Source organism: Thalassobaculum salexigens DSM 19539 (genome assembly GCF_000423805.1).
Lineage (GTDB): Bacteria > Pseudomonadota > Alphaproteobacteria > Thalassobaculales > Thalassobaculaceae > Thalassobaculum > Thalassobaculum litoreum.
Genome location: NZ_AUIR01000014.1, coordinates 56,596 through 77,132 on the forward strand (window position 1 = coordinate 56,596; position 20,537 = coordinate 77,132).

At 61.5% G+C, this 20,537-nt stretch carries 24 protein-coding genes; 15 read left to right on the forward strand and 9 right to left on the reverse strand.

Annotation, left to right across the window (positions count from 1 at the left end; translation table 11 throughout):
* The first annotated feature begins 1 nt into the window (after position 1).
* The 5 genes from G578_RS29385 (at position 2) to G578_RS0103755 (ending at position 4,950) form a co-directional block, all read left to right on the forward strand.
* Positions 2-754, forward strand: a complete 753-nt coding sequence (locus G578_RS29385) for a hypothetical protein (RefSeq protein WP_139189446.1) — start codon at positions 2-4, stop codon at positions 752-754.
* 136 nt (positions 755-890) lie between these two features.
* On the forward strand, positions 891-1,382 hold the full coding sequence (locus G578_RS29390) for a hypothetical protein (protein ID WP_139189445.1): 492 nt from the start codon (positions 891-893) through the stop codon (positions 1,380-1,382).
* A gap of 1,203 nt (positions 1,383-2,585) precedes the next feature.
* Entirely contained in the window at positions 2,586-2,987 is a 402-nt protein-coding gene (locus tag G578_RS30380) for a WGR domain-containing protein (RefSeq protein ID WP_084618673.1), read from the forward strand.
* Between the two features lie 160 nt (positions 2,988-3,147).
* Complete coding sequence (locus G578_RS0103750) at positions 3,148-4,491, forward strand: hypothetical protein (RefSeq protein WP_028793119.1); 1,344 nt, start codon at positions 3,148-3,150, stop codon at positions 4,489-4,491.
* 252 nt (positions 4,492-4,743) lie between these two features.
* A complete protein-coding gene (locus G578_RS0103755; RefSeq protein ID WP_028793120.1) occupies positions 4,744-4,950 on the forward strand; it encodes a hypothetical protein in 207 nt (68 codons plus the stop codon).
* A 95-nt stretch (positions 4,951-5,045) separates the two neighbouring features.
* Here the strand turns inward: G578_RS0103755 and G578_RS24550 are convergent, their stop codons facing one another.
* The 6 genes from G578_RS24550 to G578_RS0103785 form a co-directional block, all read right to left on the reverse strand.
* The gene (locus G578_RS24550) at positions 5,046-5,345 is read right to left on the reverse strand and encodes a type II toxin-antitoxin system RelE/ParE family toxin (RefSeq protein WP_038013479.1); all 300 of its coding nucleotides are present in this window, start codon (positions 5,343-5,345) and stop codon (positions 5,046-5,048) included.
* Positions 5,342-5,611 (reverse strand): hypothetical protein, encoded by a 270-nt coding sequence (locus G578_RS0103765; protein WP_028793121.1) that lies wholly within the window; start codon positions 5,609-5,611, stop codon positions 5,342-5,344. The genes G578_RS24550 and G578_RS0103765 overlap by 4 nt, the downstream gene beginning before the upstream one ends.
* A 283-nt stretch (positions 5,612-5,894) precedes the next feature.
* Complete coding sequence (locus G578_RS0103770; RefSeq protein WP_028793122.1) at positions 5,895-6,821, reverse strand: cation diffusion facilitator family transporter; 927 nt, start codon at positions 6,819-6,821, stop codon at positions 5,895-5,897.
* Positions 6,811-7,305, reverse strand: a complete 495-nt coding sequence (locus G578_RS30115; protein WP_245565548.1) for a hypothetical protein — start codon at positions 7,303-7,305, stop codon at positions 6,811-6,813. The genes G578_RS0103770 and G578_RS30115 overlap by 11 nt, the downstream gene beginning before the upstream one ends.
* A gap of 346 nt (positions 7,306-7,651) precedes the next feature.
* Positions 7,652-7,978, reverse strand: coding sequence for a YnfA family protein (locus G578_RS0103780; RefSeq protein ID WP_028793123.1), 327 nt, complete (start codon positions 7,976-7,978; stop codon positions 7,652-7,654).
* Position 7,979: 1 nt separating this feature from the next.
* Positions 7,980-8,408, reverse strand: coding sequence for a MerR family transcriptional regulator (locus G578_RS0103785; protein WP_028793124.1), 429 nt, complete (start codon positions 8,406-8,408; stop codon positions 7,980-7,982).
* Positions 8,409-8,584: 176 nt separating this feature from the next.
* Between G578_RS0103785 and G578_RS0103790 the strand changes: the two genes are divergently transcribed.
* The 8 genes from G578_RS0103790 (at position 8,585) to lspA (ending at position 14,319) form a co-directional block, all read left to right on the forward strand.
* On the forward strand, positions 8,585-9,190 hold the full coding sequence (locus tag G578_RS0103790) for an SCO family protein (protein ID WP_051243850.1): 606 nt from the start codon (positions 8,585-8,587) through the stop codon (positions 9,188-9,190).
* 8 nt (positions 9,191-9,198) lie between these two features.
* Positions 9,199-9,612 (forward strand): disulfide bond formation protein B, encoded by a 414-nt coding sequence (locus G578_RS0103795; protein WP_245565549.1) that lies wholly within the window; start codon positions 9,199-9,201, stop codon positions 9,610-9,612.
* Complete coding sequence (locus G578_RS0103800) at positions 9,609-10,268, forward strand: DsbA family protein (RefSeq protein ID WP_028793127.1); 660 nt, start codon at positions 9,609-9,611, stop codon at positions 10,266-10,268. Before G578_RS0103795 ends, G578_RS0103800 begins: the two co-directional genes overlap by 4 nt.
* A gap of 34 nt (positions 10,269-10,302) precedes the next feature.
* Positions 10,303-10,767, forward strand: a complete 465-nt coding sequence (locus G578_RS0103805; RefSeq protein WP_028793128.1) for a copper chaperone PCu(A)C — start codon at positions 10,303-10,305, stop codon at positions 10,765-10,767.
* Positions 10,767-11,393, forward strand: a complete 627-nt coding sequence (locus G578_RS0103810; protein WP_028793129.1) for an SCO family protein — start codon at positions 10,767-10,769, stop codon at positions 11,391-11,393. The genes G578_RS0103805 and G578_RS0103810 overlap by 1 nt, the downstream gene beginning before the upstream one ends.
* Positions 11,390-12,751, forward strand: coding sequence for a M23 family metallopeptidase (locus tag G578_RS0103815; protein ID WP_028793130.1), 1,362 nt, complete (start codon positions 11,390-11,392; stop codon positions 12,749-12,751). Before G578_RS0103810 ends, G578_RS0103815 begins: the two co-directional genes overlap by 4 nt.
* A gap of 459 nt (positions 12,752-13,210) precedes the next feature.
* Positions 13,211-13,846, forward strand: coding sequence for a ZIP family metal transporter (locus G578_RS0103820; RefSeq protein ID WP_245565550.1), 636 nt, complete (start codon positions 13,211-13,213; stop codon positions 13,844-13,846).
* 5 nt (positions 13,847-13,851) lie between these two features.
* On the forward strand, positions 13,852-14,319 hold the full coding sequence (lspA, locus tag G578_RS0103825) for a signal peptidase II (protein ID WP_051243860.1): 468 nt from the start codon (positions 13,852-13,854) through the stop codon (positions 14,317-14,319).
* A gap of 38 nt (positions 14,320-14,357) precedes the next feature.
* Here the strand turns inward: lspA and G578_RS24560 are convergent, their stop codons facing one another.
* Positions 14,358-16,748, reverse strand: coding sequence for a heavy metal translocating P-type ATPase (locus G578_RS24560; protein ID WP_211228862.1), 2,391 nt, complete (start codon positions 16,746-16,748; stop codon positions 14,358-14,360).
* A gap of 904 nt (positions 16,749-17,652) precedes the next feature.
* On the opposite strand from G578_RS24560, the gene G578_RS24565 reads away from it, so the two are divergent.
* Positions 17,653-18,156: a TRAP transporter small permease subunit gene (locus G578_RS24565; protein ID WP_051243863.1), complete on the forward strand. Its 504-nt coding sequence runs from the start codon at positions 17,653-17,655 to the stop codon at positions 18,154-18,156.
* Positions 18,156-19,517 (forward strand): TRAP transporter large permease, encoded by a 1,362-nt coding sequence (locus G578_RS0103845; RefSeq protein WP_028793133.1) that lies wholly within the window; start codon positions 18,156-18,158, stop codon positions 19,515-19,517. The genes G578_RS24565 and G578_RS0103845 overlap by 1 nt, the downstream gene beginning before the upstream one ends.
* 44 nt (positions 19,518-19,561) lie before the next feature.
* Here G578_RS0103845 and G578_RS0103850 read toward each other — a convergent pair whose 3' ends face one another.
* Positions 19,562-20,026 (reverse strand): MerR family transcriptional regulator, encoded by a 465-nt coding sequence (locus G578_RS0103850; RefSeq protein WP_028793134.1) that lies wholly within the window; start codon positions 20,024-20,026, stop codon positions 19,562-19,564.
* 291 nt (positions 20,027-20,317) lie between these two features.
* Positions 20,318-20,537: transposase domain-containing protein (locus G578_RS0103855; protein WP_211228863.1), on the reverse strand; the 220-nt coding region annotated here is incomplete at its 5' end.

Sequence of the window (20,537 nt, forward strand, 5' to 3'; positions counted from 1 at the left end):
CATGGCACATACTACTGCACGGCTTCCCTCCACGGACGTAGACCGCGACGGCACGCAATTTGTCCAACGACTGATCAATAGCGCTCAGCATCGGTTGTTCGAAGGCTTTGGCGTCACCCTATCCGTTCATGGTGATTTCGAAGCTTTCGCAGCCGTCGATCGCCTGGGTTGGCACACTTTCCAAGGATACACAAACGAACATACACACGCATCCCGTGGAGCGGCCATTCTGATCGATGTAGATGGCCGAACCATCGCGACATATGCGTGCGGCCTATATGACGCTCACCCCAATATGGCCGCTCTGATTGATGGACCCGGGCTCTATAATGACGGCACCGGAGATCGATTCGAGATCGCCACACCCGTCTGCCGCAATTGGTTCTCTGCGATGAGAGGGCGCGTCGGCTGCAGCGGCGGGATTTGGATGAATCCCGACTATCGCCGCACCGCCTTGAGCCACACGCTCGTGCCTCTTCTGCCCCTACTCGGTCGAGCGATCGCGGTCGAGTGCTGGCAGGCCGACCACGTCTTTGCTCTCATGCCCGAAGACGTCGTCAAGAAGCAGATTGGCGCCCGCTACCGCCTCAGCTTCATGGAACCTGGGCTCACGTGGCACCACGGCGAAACCGACATCGCGTTCTGGTTTGGTTATCATCCTCCGCTGAAGATCGTTCACGATGCCTATGAGTTCCTGGAACAGGGCTTCCAAGCGCTCTTTGACCAGCCGATTCCGACCAAGGCTGCAGCCTGATTTCCACAAAGAAAGCGCCGGGCTGCGTAGCTCAAGCGGCCCGGCCGTCCTCCGAGCGCCGCCTGCGTCACCGCCTACATATTGGGATTTGTAGGAACATAGGACATATGTGCTATATTTCGCGCGGATAGCTTGCATGCCCCATCAAGTGTTGTGGGATAAGCCGATGAAACGACCAGGAATTGCCACCCTCGTGCTCACCTGCTTAGCAGGTTGCGCGCAGTTCGCCGCCCAAGAACCCGCCCCGGATCTCGGTCAACCTTGCTGGCGCCTGGTTCCCGATTCGATCCATCTTCTTTCCGCGGACCCGGCCGCGCTGCGGTTCGCTGACCAAGCCTGCCAATCCGCGCTCGAGGTCAATGCCGATGGCGTCGCCACCAAGTGGTACGCGCCCCTCTACAAATTTCATGGATCCGTCTCGCCCACCGCGTCCTATCGCGTCGACGGCACATACTGCCGCACATATTCCGTCAGTGTGGGCCGGGCGAATGTCGATAGCTCCACGACACTGACGACCCGCGGCACCGCCTGCAGGTCCGGCACTGGCGCCTGGTGGGCTTGGGAGGCAGACCTTCCCTCACAAGGAACCGAGGTCCCGGCCGATCCGCAATTGGCATCCACTAAATGACGGACCCTTTGTCCTTCGAGCGCGCGGGCGAGCCTCAGCGCAGCTCTCAACCCGAACCGACACTCAACGAAACAGGAGATCGCGCAGCACGAGGGCCATAACCAAAAACGGCCGCCTTTTGGGGCGACCGCTGGATACTCGAACTAACGTTTGGCGACGATGAGTATCCCCAATCCAAAATTGAGTGTCAACGGATAAAGCGACTTCTCGCAGCGCTTTGTCGCGCCCTGGTGCCGCGCCTTTTAACCAAGAGGATTGCGGATGACGACCCCATTATATCCATCATCGACGGAGCGCCGAGGAAGCTTGGAACGTAGCCTCGCCTCTCAGCGCAAGGCTTTCATGGAACGCACCGCCGACGTCCAGCCCACCCTTGAGCAATGGAAGTCATGGACGCCCAGACCCTCGATGCCAGAGCGGCACAAGCAGCCTAAACTTCCAGGCCTCGATGACGGCTCGATACGACGCGGGTTTCGTCGGCGCCGCTCTCCCAGAGCCTTTCTAACCAGCTACTCTTGCGCTCGCCGGCGTCCCGGCCGATCAAGCCTATGGGCTGAAGCAGAGCTTAGATCCCTCGATCTCTATGCCGCTGACCTGATTCCAGCAGCTGTCTTGCACGAATCCCATCTCTCGCCGGCCGACAGACGTGTACTCCTCGCCCTCCTGCTTCTCTCTAAGGGCCGCGAGACCTGGACACTTCACATGGCGCCGATCGCCAACCTCGCCCGGGTCGCCCGATCTACCGCGCACCTCGCGATCGCCCGCCTCGCCCGGGCGGGCTACATCGCTCGAAAGCAGAACCCGATCTCCGGCGACCGGAACGGCCCGAACACCTGGACCATCCTCGATGCCAGGCTTCTTGCCACCGCAACCGAGGTCGCTCGGTCTGCACGAAGGTCCGCCGACAGCACCGCGCCATTCCAATCTGATAGGGTCCAAAAGAATGATCCGGTGAATCACTCCACAGATTCTTCTTATAGGTTCCGTCGATCAACGGAACATGCGGCCGGATTATCCCCACCCTCTGGCGGCGGTATCTGCGCCAAAGGCGCACCGCCACTTTCTCATCCCGAACGACGGCGAAGCTGACTCTTCTTATGCTCGGCAGGGGCCGAGGCGGCGTTTCCGTCAAAGACAACTCAAAGACGTTCCTGCGCCTCGGAAAGTCTTCTTTTCGCCCTCTTCGGATGGTATTATTCCCTTATGCTTTCCATCGCGCACATCCGCTTGAAACTTACCGACGCTGCGGCCAATCGAGATCGAGCGTACGAACTCCAAATAGACCGCGATCTTTTTGGCGAATACTCCGTCTCGGTGAGATATGGCCGGCAAGGATCGACCCTGCGCGCTATTCGATATACCGCGACCGATCTCGCCCAAGCCGGACGGATTGCCGCGTCAATCCTGCGCCGGCGCATCACGGCCCGCCGCCGTCTCGGCAGCGCTTACGTACTAAGGGGAGCAGACGGAGACTGCGCCGAGCTTGTGCGAACCTGGCACCGGCTGGGCGGCGCCGACTCTCGGAGCGGCACAGTTTGCCCTTTAGCCGCGCGGACCTCAAGGAAGCCCCTCTTACCCGCGGATCTTCCCTTGTTTGCCGCGTAGGTCTCTCTCGCTCACGCGTCTTCTCGCCTCCCGGGGTTTCCCTACCGGATTTCCCCAAAGTAGCGGGACTGATTGGAACGTGGGGGTTGCTCCTGACAGGCCCTTCGTCGCAGACGGTCGGTTGAGAAGATCGAGGGATCGACGGCGTCGGGAGCATTAAATGGGTTGGAAGCTGGAACTGGTTGAGACGGGCCGGGGCACAGCCTCACGGCGCATCGCGGTTGCGCGGCTCGATGAGATCGTCGCTCCGGCAAGCGTCGAGGACATCGGTCTCAACCACGGCACTGCGCAGCGGATACTCGGTGACATTCAGCGCGCTGTCGTGGCGCTCCAGGAGGATGCTCTACGGGCGAAGGCCGACCTGCGGCGCCGGCTCGATCCGACGGTGCGGCTGAAGGACTACCGGCTTCGCAGGATCCAGAGCCTCCACGGCACGCTGACGATCCGTGTCCCACGCCTCATGCGCACCGGGAGAGTGGAACCAGTGTCGCCACTGCTGGCCGGATCGGCACGCTCGACCGCAGAGTACCGGCTGCTGCTGGCTCGCCTCGGTGCCTGGATGAGCTTCCGCGCGGCCGCCGGGTTGGTCGAAGAGTTGTTCCCGCAGGCATCGGGTGGATGTGCGGACACCGTGCGACGGCGGATATTCGACGAGGCGGAGCGGATCTCGGCGCGACCGCTAGGGAAAGCCAGGACCGAGACGCCGGCGCGGTCGATCGACCTTGGGGTCGCCACCACCTTCGTGCGCAGTTGTGCGACCCGCGGACCCCGCCATCACGAGGTGCTGATCGGCATCGGTGTCGCCGACAACGGGCGGAGCCACCGGATCGGCGGGGCGATCGCGGCGCTCGAGATGCCGGCGGACCTGATCGTCGACGCTCTTCGTCAGCTCGGCCGGCACGATGCGACGGCGGTCACCGCCTTTACGGACGGCGACAAGATGCTGCGCCGATACCTTCTGAGGGCGAACATCGAGGAGCGGCCCGTTCTCGACTGGCCGCACCTGGCGCGGCGCGTGCAGGTCGCGAAGACCACGGCCAAGGGACTGCGCGTCCTCACCGAACGAGAGTACCGCGCTCGGCCAGCGATCGGGCGTCTGCTCGACAGCCTGCACTGGCGGCTTTGGAACGGCCAAACAGACAGGGCCCGCGATGCGCTTGTGCAGATCGAGCGCCGACTGCGCGCCTTCGATGCCGGTCGGGCACGGTCCGGCCGAACGGCAGCGCCAGCCCGGCGACTGCGCACAGCCATCGGCAATTTCGCAGACTACATCAATGGCCAGAGCTCCTATCTGGTCGATTACGCCCGGCGCCAGCGGGCCGCGCAGCCGGTCGGTACATCGACCTCGGAGGGCTTGGCGAATGCCTTGGTGAACCGGCGCATGAACAAACTGCAGCAGATGCGCTGGTCAACCGCCGGCGCACACGCCGTCGTCACCGTACGCGCGAACTTCATGAACCAAGCCTCGCTCAAGACGCCAACGACAAACCGGCAAGCGGCCTGACCCCCACGTTCCAATCAGTCCCCTATGTCGCGCTTCAATTTATCTTTTTTGTTCATGCCTACCTCATATGCTTACCTCTAAGCATATAGGAAGCCCGGCGCCAGTTCGATACCGTGTCAATCCCCCTCGGTTTCAAACTGAGACACCACCCTTCGATCGGATGAATTCGACTTGGAGAGATTGTTGAAATCGTGACTTGACCCTCCCATCGCTGGATAGCGCAGGCTCCATATCAATAGGGAGGTAGCAGCGATGACTTCGACAATCGACCGGTTGGAGCGCGATATTTTGCGCGTGTTCAGATGTGCTTGTCGGCATGACCGGCCGGACATCGCCGAATTCATGCTCGCTGCACTTGAGAAGCTGGATAGCGAACACGCGAATTTTACGGCAAGCAGCCGTCTGCTGATCGATGCCTATCGCGATCTGGCGGAGACCTCCGGCTCTGGCAAGCTCTGAATTCGGATGGCCGGCGGGTTGGTTAGGGTTTCAGTGCCATTCTTCCGAGAGTACGGGGGAATGTGGTACGGAAACCCCAGGTTGGCGAGCCGATGTCAGAGCCGATCGCGCAGGCGCTCGACCAGGTTCATTCGCTCGTGAAGCACGGCCAGGATGATGACGGCCGAGTTTTGTTCGACGAAGAACAGGTAATGGTGCTGGCAACGATACGCCCTCACCCCGTCGAGCCCAGGCACATGTCTGGCCTGTACTCCGCCAGCCGCAATCCGCTCGCAGCAGAGATGAAGCGCATCTTGATAGACGTCGGCCTGGACCTCGTCCCATGTCTCCTGCGTGTAGAGCCAGATGTCGATGAGGTCTTCCCGCGCGGATCGCGTGAAGCGATAGGCTGTCATCTACGTCCCTGGCGGACCCGCGCCTCTCGCTTGATGTCGGCGGCAGTCGCGGTCACGACCTGACCCGCATCGGCCTCAGCGAGACGCGGGGTCAGCAATTCCTTAAGCGCCTGCAGCGCCTCGGCGTCCGTCATTGCGGCCGGGTTGGGGATATCGACTAACGCACGGCTCAGCACGTAGTCCTTGATGCTCTGCCCCTTCAGCGCGGCCATGGCCTTGAGCTGCTGGTGATCCTGGGGGCTGATATCGATCGACAGACGGGGCATTGCCGCCTCCATGAGCTTGGTGACCTAACATAGCAAGCCTTGCCAACCTTGACAACATTTGTTGTTTCTGTCGTTTGGCACGAACGACAGGCGGCTTCGCTTGGGCTGGGTCCACGTCCATGAGGTCGTTGCTGCAATAGGCGTGGGCCGCCAGCTCACCCCAGGACAGGGTTTCCGTACCCATTTTCCGAAAGTACCGGGGATTGTTCGGGGTCACCTCAAGGTTCGTTCGCACGAGCGGGGGTTTCCGTACCGGATTCCCCCAAAACTGGTACGGAAAGTCCTACTCTGGAGTCGATTCATGCCCGTAAAGGCTCGCGTTCTGGTGAGCCCGTTCCTCACGCTCGCACTCGAGTGTCGAATGGGCGATACCGAATTCGTCGTAGAGCCCGCGCTTGATCTCGTCCTTGATGTCCTCGACCCGGTCCCAGGAACCAGCCTTGATAACGACATGGCAATCGAGTGCGGCGGCGTGTTCCTGCATCTGCCAAAAATGCGCGTGATGGATTCCTGCAACGCCGGCGACGCCCAGGATGGCGTCAACGACAGCGCCGTTGTCAATGTCAGGTGGGCTGCCCAGCATCAGCGTACGGATGGGGCCGCCGATCTCCGTGAAAGCCAGATAAAGAATATACAACGCGATACCGATGGTTATCGCCGGATCGACCCATCGCATGTCGTAGAGAATGATCAGCGCACCGCCGAGGATGACCGCCACGGAGGCAAGCGCATCCGAAAGGTTGTGCAGAAATAATGCGCGGATGTTTACGCTTCCCTTCTGCATCGAGTAGGTGAGAAACGCTGTCAGCGTGTCTACCGCCAAGGCCACGCCGCCCAGAATCACGACCGTCCAGCCGGCGACCTCGGGCGGATCGATCATCCGCATCCCGCCTTCGTAGATCAGGTAGAAGCCGACGAGGATCAACGTGGTGTAGTTGATGAGCGCGGCGACGATCTCGATCCGGCCGTAGCCGAAGGTCATTCGCTCGTCCGCAGGCCGCCGCGCGATCTTACGCGCCGCGAAAGCGATCACCAGCGATGCCATGTCCGAGAAGTTGTGCAGCGCGTCCGCGATCAGTGCGAGGCTGCCCGAAAGGATGCCACCAGCGATCTGCGCAACGGTCAGAAGCGCATTTGCCCAGATTGCGACCGAGACGCGGCGATCGCCGGAGTGGGGATCGATGTGGGCGTCGCCATGATCATGCGGCATGGGCGTCTCCTTCATGGCGGTGATTGAGCCGGTCAATGCCCGGCTTGAGTGGCAGACGCCCGTCGCGGATCCTGCGGACCCGAGCATTCATCCAGTGCCGGACAACGTGACGATAGAGCCAATCGCGCAACTGGCCAAACTCCTGCCGGTGCACATTAAAGAATTCGTCCGGCGTCTCGAATGTTCCCAGGTCCCGCGCAATGCCAATTTTCCGGATATACGTGCTGGCCCCCGCCCATTCGACCGGCGGGCGGCTCAGGCGCTCGGTTCCCGCACCATAGCCGCAGAGGCTGTCCGAGCCGCTGAACCCCCGCTGCAACGCTGCGAGGTAAGGCGCGTCGAGAATGAAACCCTCAAGGCCGATCCACGTGTCGCCGGCTTCCACCTCGATCCAGGAATCGAAGATTTCCGCGGGCGCGACCGGATAGACAAGCTCGGGGACGACACCGCGCTGGAGCGCCTTGTGAACGGTGAAGCCATGCAATCTGCACGGGATGTCGGCCCCCCCTGAGGAGCGCCATCAGCAACGTACCTTTGGTGTTGCATTGGCCGAAGCTATCCGCCAGCACCTGTGATGCAGGAATGTCGTCAGCCCGGCTGTAGCCGAAGGCGATCTCGTTCCGGACGAAATCGTAGATGGCACCGATCCGCTCGTAAGGCGGCAGGGCTTTCCAGCCCAGCGCGTGCAACAGCGCAGCGATGGTCGTGCTCTCAAAATCGAGGAGCCGCGTGGGGGCAAGCAATAGGTCTGCGTGGGTCATGACATCTCTCCTCGAACCGGTCAGGAAGAGAGATAATTGCTGCAGCGACTGTAGCCTCAAGCCCTGAATTCACTCACCGCGCGGCACGGCCAGGATGATTGCGGCGCCAACCAAGCAAACCAAAGTGCCGAGGATGTCCCATCCATCCGGCCTGTGCCCCTCCGCGAGCCACATCCACAGTACCGATGCCGCGATATAGACCCCGCCATAGGCCGCAAAGGCGCGTCCTGCAACCACGGTGTCGACCTGTGCCAGTAGCCAGCCGAAGGCCACCAACGCGGCCACGCCGGGCGCCAGCCAAAGGGCGGACGCGCCGAGACGCCACCAAGCCCAGATGGCGAAGCATCCGGCAATCTCGGCCAAGGCCGCAAGCGGATAGGCGAATACTGCCGGCATTTCAGGCGCCGATCTCATCGTGCTCCGTCAGGCACTCGGAGTGGTCACGCAGCACCTCCAGCACGCGGCAATCGGCCGTCTGCCCGCCACTGCATTCATGAACCATGCGCTTGAGTTCGGTACGCAGGGCTTCCAGTCGCGCAAGGCGCTGCTCGACCTGCTTCAACTGCCTGCGCGCAATGGTGTCGGCTTCGTGGCAGGGGCGATCGGGGTGATCGCTCAAGTCCAGCAGTTCCAGGATCGCTTCGAGAGAAAAGCCCAACTGACGCGCGTGCCGGATGAAGGCGAGCCGGTCCAGCTCGGCGTTGCCATAGCGGCGCTGGCCGCCGTCGGTCCGGCCAGGTTCCGGCATCAGACCGATCTGCTCGTAATAGCGGATGGTCTGGACCTTAGTGCCGGTTTTCCTGGCCAGATTACCGATCGTCAGCATGGGTGCCTCCGCAATGCTTAGGTCCTAATAGGTTTTGCGGTACGGGTTGGCAAGGCTATCAGCCTCTACACAGGTCCGCGAAGCCGACATAGATGACTGAACAAACGGGTTGAACCTCTAGTTGCTTGAGGGTGTAAACAGCCAAGAATTCAGAAATCATAGGCAGGCTAAGTGCATTGCGACTGACCGTTCTTCAAAAAATCCTCTGGGCGCTCGTGGGCGTTGCAGCGCTTGCTTTTGTCTGGTTGCAGCTCTGGGCTGATTACCGCAGGGATCAGGCCGCCGAGGTTGAGCCTGCGTTTCGCGCGACCTTTGAGTTGACGGATCACACCGGGATGGCGCGCACGGAGGATGATTACTCGGGCCGCTGGATGCTGGTCTTTTTCGGCTTCGTCAATTGCCCCGATATCTGCCCGACGACTCTCGCCGAGGTCGCCGCCGTCATGGACGGGCTGGGCGAGGATGCGGCGCAGGTTCAGCCGCTCTTCATTACCATCGATCCCGAGCGCGACACGCCATCGGTTCTCGCGGATTTCGTGCCGAGGTTCGAGGCCGGGATCGTGGGCCTGACCGGAACGCCCGACCAGATAGACAGGACAGCCGACAGCTTTCACATCTTCTATGAAAAGGTCAAGGAGGTCGCGGCGCCCGGCGGATACACGATGGGCCATTCCTCGCAGCTCTTTCTGTTCGACCCCGAGGGCGGTTACGTGAAAGCCTGGAGCTACGGTACCCCGGCCGAGGAGATCCTTGCCGATCTGAGCGGGCGCGTCGCCGGATGATCCCGAGAGTGACGGGAGATACGGCCCTTGCGGCGGCATGGATCGTTGCGGTCATCGCCACTCTCTCGGTGCTGTTCATCGGCGAGGTGCTGGGCCAGATGCCTTGTCTGCTGTGCTGGTATCAGCGCGCATTCATGTTCCCGCTGCCCATCGTTCTGGGCCTTGGCCTGTGGTGGCGCGACGCCCGCGTTGGACGCTATGGCGTGGCGCTCAGCCTTTGCGGCGGGGCCCTCGCGCTGTGGCACATGGGCCTTTACGTCGGCGTCATCCCGGAGCCCGTTCAGCCCTGCACGGCGACCGGCCCCTCCTGCACCGATACCAATCAATTGATCCTCGGGGTTCCGATCCCGCTCCTGTCGCTTGTCGCCTTCACGCTCACCGCGAGCCTGTCGGCCCTGTCTCTGAAGGACCCGCACCCATGAACCGCCGCTTTCTCATCCTCTCGGTCGCTGCTGTCGCTGTTGCCGTATTCGCCGCAGCGGCCTGGTTCACGACACGTCCCGCGTCCGTCGCCGCAACCGCGACGGTTCCGCCCGAACAGAGCGAGGCGCTGCTGCGGTCTTACTCCCCGATCCTCGGACCCGAGGATGCCCCTGTCACGATCGTCGAGTTTTTCGATCCGGCCTGCGAGGCCTGCCGCGCCTTCTATCCGGTGGTCAAGGAAATCATGGAAGAGCATGGCGACGCGGTGCGCGTCGTGATCCGCTACACGCCGTTCCACGGCGAAGCGTCTGAGGAAGCCATCCGCGTGCTCGAGGCGGCCCGCTTGCAGGATGTCTACGAACCCGTGATGGAGGCGCTCCTGCGCGAGCAGCCGCGATGGGCCTCGCACGGCGGGGTTGCTCCGGGGATCATCTTGGAAATCGCGGCAACCGCCGGACTGAATCCCGAAGCCGCTCGCACCCAGATGCTGGCGCCGGACGTTGTGGCAATCCTGAACCAGGACCGCGCTGATGTTAAAACCATGGGCGTGCGCGGGACTCCCACGTTTTTCGTCAACGGTCGGCTCCTCGATCCATTCGGCAAAGCTGAACTGCGCGCGCTGGTGGCCGAGGAAGTGGCTGCGGGCGGCTCGTGACCATGACGCGCATGAGACAGGGAGATACCCGCGAATGAACAAGCTCACCATCCCGTTGCTGGCGACCCTCACCGCACTCGCACTTACATCCGGTGTGGCCCTTGCCGGGTCGAAGGATGTCGTCGTCGAAAACGCATGGGCGCGCGCCTCCATCGGGGGCAATCGACCCGGCGCGGCCTATATGACGATCCACAACACTGGAGACGAGGCCGTCATGCTGACCGGCCTCGCCACGCCGCTCTCCATGATGTCCGAAATTCACGAAACGACGACCAATTCCGATGGGGTCAGTTCGATGGCACCTGCAAGCAAGATCACGATCGCTCCGGACAAACGGGTGGAACTTGCGCCCGGCGGGCTACATGTGATGCTCATGGGTTTGCAGGGGCCGATGACCGAGGGCGATAGCTTCCCGCTGGCGTTGAGTTTCTCGGACGGCGGGAAGATAACGGTCGTAGTGCCGATCCTCGGAATCGCGGCGCGCGGACCGGAGGGCTGATGCGGCGCCGAGCGGCTCTTGGATACGGCGCCGCTGCTCTGGGCGCCATGGGGCTGACGCTGTTCGTCGGCTGGTGGCGGGTGGACGGTCCCGGCGCGCCCGAACCTCCAGGGCGGCTTCCGCTGAAGCTGACGGAAATGGATTTCCGTCTCACAGATCACGAGGGGCAGCGGGTCGGTCCGGAGACCTTGGTCCGCCGTCCGACCATGGTGTTCTTCGGCTTCACGTTCTGTCCCGACGTCTGCCCAACCACGCTGTCGGACATTTCCGGCTGGCTCGATGCGCTTGGCAAGGATACCGCGCAGATGAACGTGATCTTCATCACCGTCGATCCGGAACGGGATACCGTCGAGGCTATGGCTGAATATGTCAGCTATTTCCATCCGGCGATCCGTGGCTGGACCGGTGCGCAAGATCAAATCGCGCGCGCGGCGGAAGGGTTCCGAGCGACGTATGAGCGTGTTCCAATCGACGGCGGCGACTACACCATGAACCACACGGCAAGCGTGTTCCTGTTCGACGCGGCCGGCGGTTTCGTCAGCATGATCGACTATCACGAACCAAGGGAGTTCGCAGTGCCGAAGATCCGCCGTGCGCTGGAAGAAGGAACCGAGGGGGCGACATGAAGCTGAAGTATCTGGCAATCGGAATCGTGACGGCGGGAAGCGTGTCTGCGACCGCCCTCCCACTTTCGGGCAACTGGACAAGAGACCCTGTGCCGCCCGCCCTTGCCGAGGCCGCCCTCTGGACCCCTGAGTCGTTGTCCGTACCGGCGCCCGTCCTCGCGCCGACCCTCGCCCGTTCGGACACCGCTCCGATGGTCAGCTCGCCCGCTCTGCCGTCTGTCGTGGTCGTCGCGCCATCGCTTCCGAAGATCGAGCCTTCGCTCCGGACATGGTCCCGTGAGATCGCTGCGGGCGAGACGCTCGACGGGTTGCTCGTGGAGGCGGGTCTTGCTGCCCAGGTTCGCGCCGAAGTCGCCCTCGCGCTTGCGGCAGAGTTCGACCTGCTCCGACTACGTCCGGGCCATTCTCTGAGCGTGGTCTCGACGCACGACGGTAGCCCCCGCCGCGTCGTGCTGGAGGTGGACGACGGTGTCCGGATAGAAGCTGTCTTCGACGAACAGATGGCGACGCACGTGGTCGCCCCCGATCCCAAAATCGTTACCCTCGCTGCTGAAGCCCATATCGAAAGCTCGGTCTTCGCCGCGCTCGACGCGGGCGGCATTCCGGCGCGCTTCGCGGTCGATCTGGCGCAGATGCTGGGCGGATTCGTGGATTTCCGGCGAGATCTTGCGGGCGGCGAGACCCTTCGGCTGATGTGGCGCGAGGCGCGTATCGGCAACGACATCGTCGGCCATCCGGACCTGACATTCGCGGCACTCGAAATTGGCGACACGCTGTTTGAGATCATCTGGCCCGAAGACGGCACCGGGTTGGCGACGATCTATCGCGATGGGGCCGTGGTGCGCGTCTTCGCGCCGCCGGTCGAGGGCGCGCGACCCAGTTCCGTCTTCGGGCGCAGGACACATCCCGTCTACGGCGACACGCGAATGCACACGGGCGTCGATTTCTCGGTCGCGCGCGGTACCCCGGTCTACGCGACCGCACCAGGCCGAGTCAGTTTCATCGGCTCACGCCGGGGCTATGGCCGCGCAGTAGAGATTGCGCATGGGTCGGAGACCACAACCCTTTACGCGCATCTCAGCGCTGTCCCCGACGGACTATCCCGGGGCGACCGTGTTGCGGCGGGCGACCTCATCGGGCGCGTCGGCGCAACTGGCACTGCGACAGGGCCCAACCTGCACTACGAGGTGCGCGTGAACGGTCGACCGACCGACCCCCTTTCGGATGACCGTCTTGCCGAGGCCGCGGAACAGATTGCCGCCAGTGATGCGGCTCTCACCCGTCTTGAAGATGCGCGCGCCCGTCTTGACGAACAACTCGCGCGTGTGATCGCACGTAACACCATCGAAAGCCTCTGATTGATGAAACGAGATCTTGCCGCTTTGGTGCGCGCATTTCGTTCCGCACATGCGCAGGTGCAAACTCCGCGGTCGAATCTGTGCAATGACGTTTGGTCAGAATGAAGTCGGACCCTCACTCAATGAACAGCCTCTCAAAGGCACAAGGCACAAGGCACAAGGCACAATGAATAGTGGTTGCAGATATTTTAAATACTACCTTGTAAAAAATTTAATTAGTTATCGCCTGTATTGTGCGCAAATCACATTGCCATATGAATTTCGCTTATCATTATTGCTTTTCGGCGCATTTAATGTCGGATGGTTCCAATTGTGATGGACCTCCCTCCAATTGCTCTGGGTCTCCTGGGCAGTCTGGCAGCCGGGTCGCTCACAGCAGTCGGGGCCATTCCGGTCCTGTTCGGGCGTGTTCCGTCGCGCGCCACACGGGATCTATCGCTCGGCTTCGCGGCTGGTGTGATGTTGGCAGCCTCGTTCTTCTCGCTCATTATTCCCGCGCTCGACGCGGCGGAGCTGCGATTCGAAATCGGCGCCGTACCGGCCGCCATCGTCTGTGTGGCGATCCTTATCGGTATGGGCGCAGTGGCTCTGATGAACGAGAAACTGCCGCACGAGCATTTCCGTTCCGGGCGTGAAGGGCCCGAGGGGGCGTCGCTCAAGCGTGTCTGGCTGTTCATCATCGCGATCACGATTCACAACTTTCCTGAGGGACTGGCAGTCGGCGTTGGGTTCGGGTCAGGCGGTGTGGAGGGAGGCTTGCCGCTCGCGATCGGCATCGGTCTTCAGAACGCGCCCGAAGGGCTGGCGGTGGCCGTAGCGCTTCTTGGCGAAGGGTATACCCGGTTTCGCGCCTGGGGCATCGCTGCTATGACCGGCCTTGTCGAACCGATCGGCGGCGTGCTTGGCGCCGGTATCATTTCCCTGTCTGAACCGCTCCTGCCGTGGGGGCTCGCCTTCGCTGCGGGTGCAATGCTCTACGTTATTAGTCACGAAATCATCCCCGAGACACACCGAAGCGGCCACCAGAACAAGGCGACGTTGGGCCTCGCCATTGGGCTCGTGATCATGCTCTTCCTCGACGTCTGGCTGGGATGATGGGCATGAGGAAACCCCGGACACCATTCGTATTCGCCGCATATGCCGCGGTTTTCGCATTGACGCTTGATCAGGCGACCAAGGCGATTGCGATCGCCCACCGGGACTCGCTAACGGATGGCGTTGCCGTGTTTTCGGGCTTTAGTCTCGTGCTACATCGTAACACAGGCGTGAGTTTCGGCATGTTCGGGAACACGCCCGCCTTTGCTCTTGTCGCGCTCGCACTGACGATTTGCGCCTGGCTCGTGAATCTCGCCTTTCGCGCCAAACGCAAGGGCGATGCCACGGCCTACGGGCTCATTCTGGGCGGTGGGCTTGGGAATGTCGTGGACCGAGTGCGGCTTGGCGGTGTCACCGATTTCCTTGATTTTTATGTTGGTGCTTCGCATTGGCCAGCTTTCAACCTCGCTGACACGGCCATCTTCTGTGGTGTCGTGATACTAGTCGTCGGTCCTCTGCTAGATCGCAAATGACGAACCAGCGCCGTCTGATCGACCGGGCGGCGCCGTGCTCAGTGACTGGGAGCAAGAGCCCCCTGACCTTGGTGCCCGGAGACTGCCCCCCCCGCAGGCGGCTGTCGTTTACTCGGCGTGCCCTTCAGAAGACGCAGCGCATTGGCGACCACGAGAAGTGAGACACCCACATCCGCGGCGATGGCTCCCCACATGGAGGCCATGCCGAAGGCGGTGAGCCCGACAAACAGCGCTTTTGTCACCAGCGAAATGCCGATGTTCTGATGGATAATCGACATCGTGCGTCGCGAATGTCGGATCAACCAAGGCACACGGGCGAGATCATCGGTCATCAGCGCGATGTCCGCCGTCTCGATTGCCGCGTCCGACCCGACAGCCCCCATGGCAATTCCGTAATGTGCCCGCGCCATGGCCGGCGCATCATTCACCCCGTCGCCGATCATCGCGACCGTAGGGTGGGTGTCCACTAGTTCCTCAATGGCCGCAACCTTGTCCTCGGGCAGAAGGTTGGCCCTGACCTCATCGATCCCCACCTCGGACGCTACCACCCGTGCAGTGCGTTCGTTGTCGCCGGTCAGCATCACGATGGTCGTCACACCCTGCGCATGCAGTAGCGCGATGATGCTCCTGGCATCTGTCCGGATACGATCGCGCAGTTCTAAAATGCCAGTTACGCCTGTCTCGTCACCTACTGCGACAAGGGTGCTACCCGCCCCTTCGATCCGGTCGCGCAAATCCGCCGGGATGGCATCACCGAAGCCTTTTTCCCGTGCGAACCGGTCCGAACCAAGCCAGACAGCGCGTCCGTTCGCGCGCCCTTCAAGGCCGCGGCCCAGTACCGTATACGTGTCCTCCGCTGCCGTTACAGTGATGCCGAAGGCTTCAGCCCGCGCGAGGATGGCGCGCGCCAGCGGATGCGACGACCGCGCCTCCAAACCTGCCGCCAGTTCGACGAGATCGGCCTCAGAAGCGCCACCTAAAGGGTGAAGCGCGGCGACCTCAGGTTCACCCTCCGTGATCGTTCCGGTCTTGTCCATCGCCAGTGCAGTTGTTCGGCCCGGCGCCTCAACATAGGCGCCGCCTTTGATCAGCACGCCCGCCCGCGCCGATGCGGCCAGCGCCGCAACGATGGAGACAGGTGTCGAAATCACCAGTGCGCAAGGGCAGGCGATGACCAAGAGCACCAGCGCATTGTAGAACCAGTAGCCCCACGCGCCACCTGCCAGTAGTGGCGGCAGCACCGCAACGGCTACAGCCAGCACCATGACGATGGGCGTGTAGATACGGGCGAATTTCGCCACCCATTGCTCCACTGACGCGCGGCGCGCATGAGCGTCACCGACCATGCGGGTAATTTTTGCTAGCACCGTATCAGACGCGGCCTTGGTGGCGCGCACCGTCAGGGTGCATTCGCCATTAATCGTTCCGGCATAGACTTCGTCACCGATCTCTTTTGGCACCAACGCGCTTTCGCCTGTGATGGGGGCCTGATTTACGGCGCCCATGCCTCCGGTCACATTACCGTCAAGCGGGATGCGGTCGCCGCCGAGCACTACGAACGAGTCACCGATGGTGACCTGCGCGGCGGGAATGTTCTCTTCGCGCCCATCGCCGCGGATCACGCGCGCCGTGGGCGGAGCTAAATCCAGAAGGGCTGCAACAGCATTGCGCGCGCGGCCTACGCTCCAGCTTTCGAGGTAAAGGGACAGCGAGAAGAAGAAAGCCACCGTCGCTGCCTCGAAATACTCGCCCAGCCCGATGGCGCCGGCGACGGCGACCACCATCAAAAGGTTCATATCCGGTGAAAGCCTGCGAGCAGACGACCACGCCTTGGGCGCAACAAGCCAGATTCCGAACAAGATCGCCAATCCAAACAGTGCGACCTCGAGTAACGGAATCGGTGTCTCACCATGGCCTGCGAAGAGGCCAAGCGCGCCACCTAAACCCATTTCGAAGACGTGATACAAAAATCCGGCGAACCAAAGTCCGCCGCTGGCCATCGTGAACATCTTCTGTAGCGCAAGATGCGCAGCCTGATCTGCAGAAGCATTGGTTGCGTCCCACGGCCTCGCACTCATCCCCGTGCCAGCAACAAGCTTGATGATCGTGTCATCGGGTACCGATTGCGCGCTGTCGAGCACGGTCATGCGCCCGTTGATGACGTCGAAGGCCAGATGCTCGGCCCCACCAACCATCGGGCCGATGACCTTGTTCAGGATCGACACCTCCTCCGCGCAATCGAGCCCCGAGACCTGAAAACTACGACCCGACGCATCCACCGGTCCGACCACTACATCGGCGCCGCAGCAGGCGCCCCCGTGATCATGTTTTTGATCCTGATCGTGTATATGGCCGTGCTCGTGAGAGCAGCACGCCTTCACAGGAGGGACATGCGAATGGTCTTGGTTGTGGGCGGATTGGGACGACATGATCAGGCCTCGAGTTTCCGATGCTCACAAAATATAATCCCTACAGCGGCTAGAGCTTCAAGAGGAACTAGGACCGATTGGAACGTGGAGTTTGCTCCTGCCGGTCCCTCCGTTGCAGCCGGTTGGGTGTAAGAAATTGCGGGACCTGAGGCGTCAGGAATATAAGATCGGTTGGAAGCGGGTACTGGTTTAGACGGGCCAAGGCACGGCCTCACAGCTCATCGCGATTGCCCGGCTCAGGGTTCCCGTACCACATTCGCCAAAAGTCCGAGGAGTTTTCCAAACGCCGCGGTCGGACGGACTTATGGGTTCTCGCGATCGGTCAGATGTGAGGGATCCATGGATCGGACGAGACGGGTGCGTTGGACGAGTTGGAAGCTCGAACTGGTGGGGGTCCGCCCGGCTTTCGGGCTTCGGCGCCTGGAGGATGGTTGAGTTGGCAAGATCGACGCTCCGGCAGGCGTTGACGACATGACTCTCAACCACGGCATTGCGCAGCGGGTGCTCGGTGATATTCAGCGCACTGTCGTGGCGCTCCAGGAGGCGTGCCTGCGGTAATATGTCGATGGTCAGAGTGCGTACCTAGTCGACTACGCTCAACGCCAGCGCGCCGGAAAGCCGGTCGGCACGTCGACCTCCGAAGGCTTGGCAAACGTTTTGGTGAACCGTAAGCGCCCGGTGTCCACCACTTTGTGATTACTTCGTGGCTGCCGAAGCTGAGGTTCATTGGCAGGCGGCCATGTTACCGGTGTGGTCCGCTTAGATGGATCGGAATTTATCCTTGAATCTATAGTGACTATAGAAACTATGGTTCTTTCATGGCTCGGCGAATGGACGCGGAATGGCTTGTTATCGACCGTCCTTTAGAACCGAGTGTCGCTGGGATCGATGGAAGCCAGAGAGCATGAAAGCACTGCTTGGATACGCTGAGAAGCTCGTCTCGATGGGCGGTGCCGTTGCAGCTTATGTGTTTCTGCCGGGCCTGATACTGACATCCATCTTCGACATCACCACGCGCCGGTTTCTCCAGTTGGGCTCAACGCCTTTGCAGGAGCTGACCTGGCACTTCTTCTTCGCCTGCGTGATGTTCGGAATTGGCTACACTTATCTCAAGAACGGCCATGTCCGGGTGGACATCGTGCGGGAACGGTTATCGAAACGTCTGCGAACGCGCATCGAGCGAGTTCTTCTGATCACCCTGCTGATTCCGTTGTCGCTGATCCTGGTGTGGTTCGGCGCGCGAATGGCCTGGTTGTCCTACGTTCAGGATGAAGGCTCGCGTGCCGCCCTTGGCCTGTCGGCACGCTGGATCGTCAAGTCGGCGCTGCCGGTCGGGGCATTGCTTCTGTTCCTCGCCGCCGTCTGCCGTCTTATTCGACCCGAACGCGAGAGAGAAGGACACCGTTGATGCTGGTCGAGTATTTTCCGGTCTTGATGCTGCTCTCGCTCGCGGCGCTTCTGTTTACCGGGTTTCCCGTCGCCAGTATCCTAGCGGGTGTGGCCATTGGCTTCGCGCTGATCGGCGTCATGATCGATGAGTTTCCAATCCCTTCGCTGTTCCTGGTCCCCTACCGCATCTACAGCGCCATCGGTGAGAACCTGATCTATCCGGCGGTGCCGATGCTGCTGTTCATGGGGGTCGCGTTGGAAATCAGCGGCGCGGCGCGTGAGTTGCTGCTGTTCTTGCAACGGGTGTTGAAACGGCTTCCCGGCAGCATGTGCGTGTCCGTGATCTTGATCGGGTTGTTGCTGGCGCCGATGGCGGGCGTGATCGGCGCGTCGGTTGCGACCATCGCGCTGGCGGCGCTGCCGACGATGATGGAACAGCGCTATCGGCCTGAGATTGCGACCGGCGCCATCGCCGCCGCCGGCACGCTTGGTGTGATCGCACCGCCCGCCATAATGTTGTTCTTTCTCTCGGATGCTCTCGGATTAACGATCGGTAGCATGTTCCTCGCCCCGCTCGTGCCCATCGTCGGGTTGGCGATTGCCTTCAGTACCTACTTCGTCGCTTCGGATTTCCTTGTTCGGCGTCCCGTCGATGGGGATGTTCCCGAAACCGATGGCCGCTCGCTTCTGGCTCAGGCGGTCCGAGGTTTCGTACTGCCAGTCGGGTTGATTGTCTTCGTGCTTGGATCGATTGTTGCCGGATGGGTCGCCCCTTCGGAGGCCGCCGCCGTGGGAGCCGTGGGCGCCGCACTGCTCATTTTCATCTATCGTGGCTTCACCCCGTCGCTGGTGCGCCTTGCGCTTTTTCGCACAATGAAAATCACCGCGATGGTGTTTTTCGTCGTCCTGGGAGCGAGCGTGTTCTCCCTGGTGTTCCGGTTCTACGGCGGCGACGATATTGCCGTCGGGCTGTTCGACGGTACGGCGTTGTCGGATTTCTGGATTCTGGCGATCGTGCTGTTGATCCTGTTCGTCCTCGGTTTCTTCATTGACTGGATCGAGATCACGCTGGTGTCGCTGCCTATTTTCTATCCGGTTATCAGCACCTTGGACTTTAGCCAATACGTCGGCTCGGACCACCTTGCGCGCGTCTGGATCGGGGCGCTGATCGCTCTGGTGCTGCAGACTTCGTTTCTGACCCCGCCCTTCGGCTTCGCGCTGTTCTTCCTGAAGGGGTCGGCGCCGGACAGCATCAAAATGTTATCGATCTATCGCGGGGTCGTGCCCCTTGTTGCCATTCAACTGCTGATGATCACGCTCATCCTGATCATGCCGGCCGTCGTGACGTGGCTGCCCGTGTCTTTGCTTGGCCTTCGGTAGTCGGCGACCTCTCGAAGATAATGGAATCTGGCCCACCATCAGCATCAGTTGCCGCACTCCACCCGTCCTTTGTCGCCGTGATCGTGACCGAGACAATGGCCGTGGGAATGGTCCGCCAAGGTCTCGACAATGCGGCACTGCGTGACGCGGCCACCTTCGCACGCTTCGATCATGTGCGTGAGTTCGTCCTTCAGGGTCGATAGGCTGGCAAGGCGCCGGTTCACGTCCGCCAGATGCGCCGCCGCGATCTCGGTCACCGCCTCGCAGGACCGATCCGGATGATCGGTCAGGTCCAACAGACCCCGGATCGCTGCCTGCGGGAAGCCGAGTTCCCGGCAATGCTGGATGAAATCAAGGCGCGCCCTGTGCGCAGGGCCGTAAAGCCGGGTATTTCCGGCGGAGCGGATGGGCTTCGGCAGCAGCCCGATCTGCTCGTAATAGCGAATTGTGGGAATCTTACACCCGGTCTCTCTCGCCAGGCGGCCGATGGTGAACTCCACCACTGTCATGGCCGTCATACTCCTCTTGCATCTCTAATAGCTATAGATCGCAGGGTGTCGATCGCGAGGGCACAAGTTCTGGAACGATCTGACAAGGATTTTATCTCGATGGCCGGCTGTGGTCGTGGCGCTGCCGTTTAGTACCTGTCCTATAACCCGTCCTTGTCGATGGTCAACGAAATCGTACCATCACATACCGGGACTAAACATCTAGCGCTTCCAATGACCGTCATGGGGCGACGCCCGATCGTGAGCGTCTGGCCAAGCCCATCTGACCAGGTCTGACGATCGCCGGTACGCTCAGCAGTGCTGAGCGTAGGTCCAGGGCAACAACTCATCGAGCCAGTTGATCTTGTGCTCGGCGATCCGGCCGAGCACGTCGGTGAGCCAGGCCTGCGGGTCGACGCCGTTTAGCTTGGCGGTCTCGATGAGGGTGTAGGCGATGGCCCCGGCCTTGCCGCCGCCCTCGGAGCCCATGAAGAGGTAGTTCTTCCGCCCGACGGCGATCCCTCGGATCGAC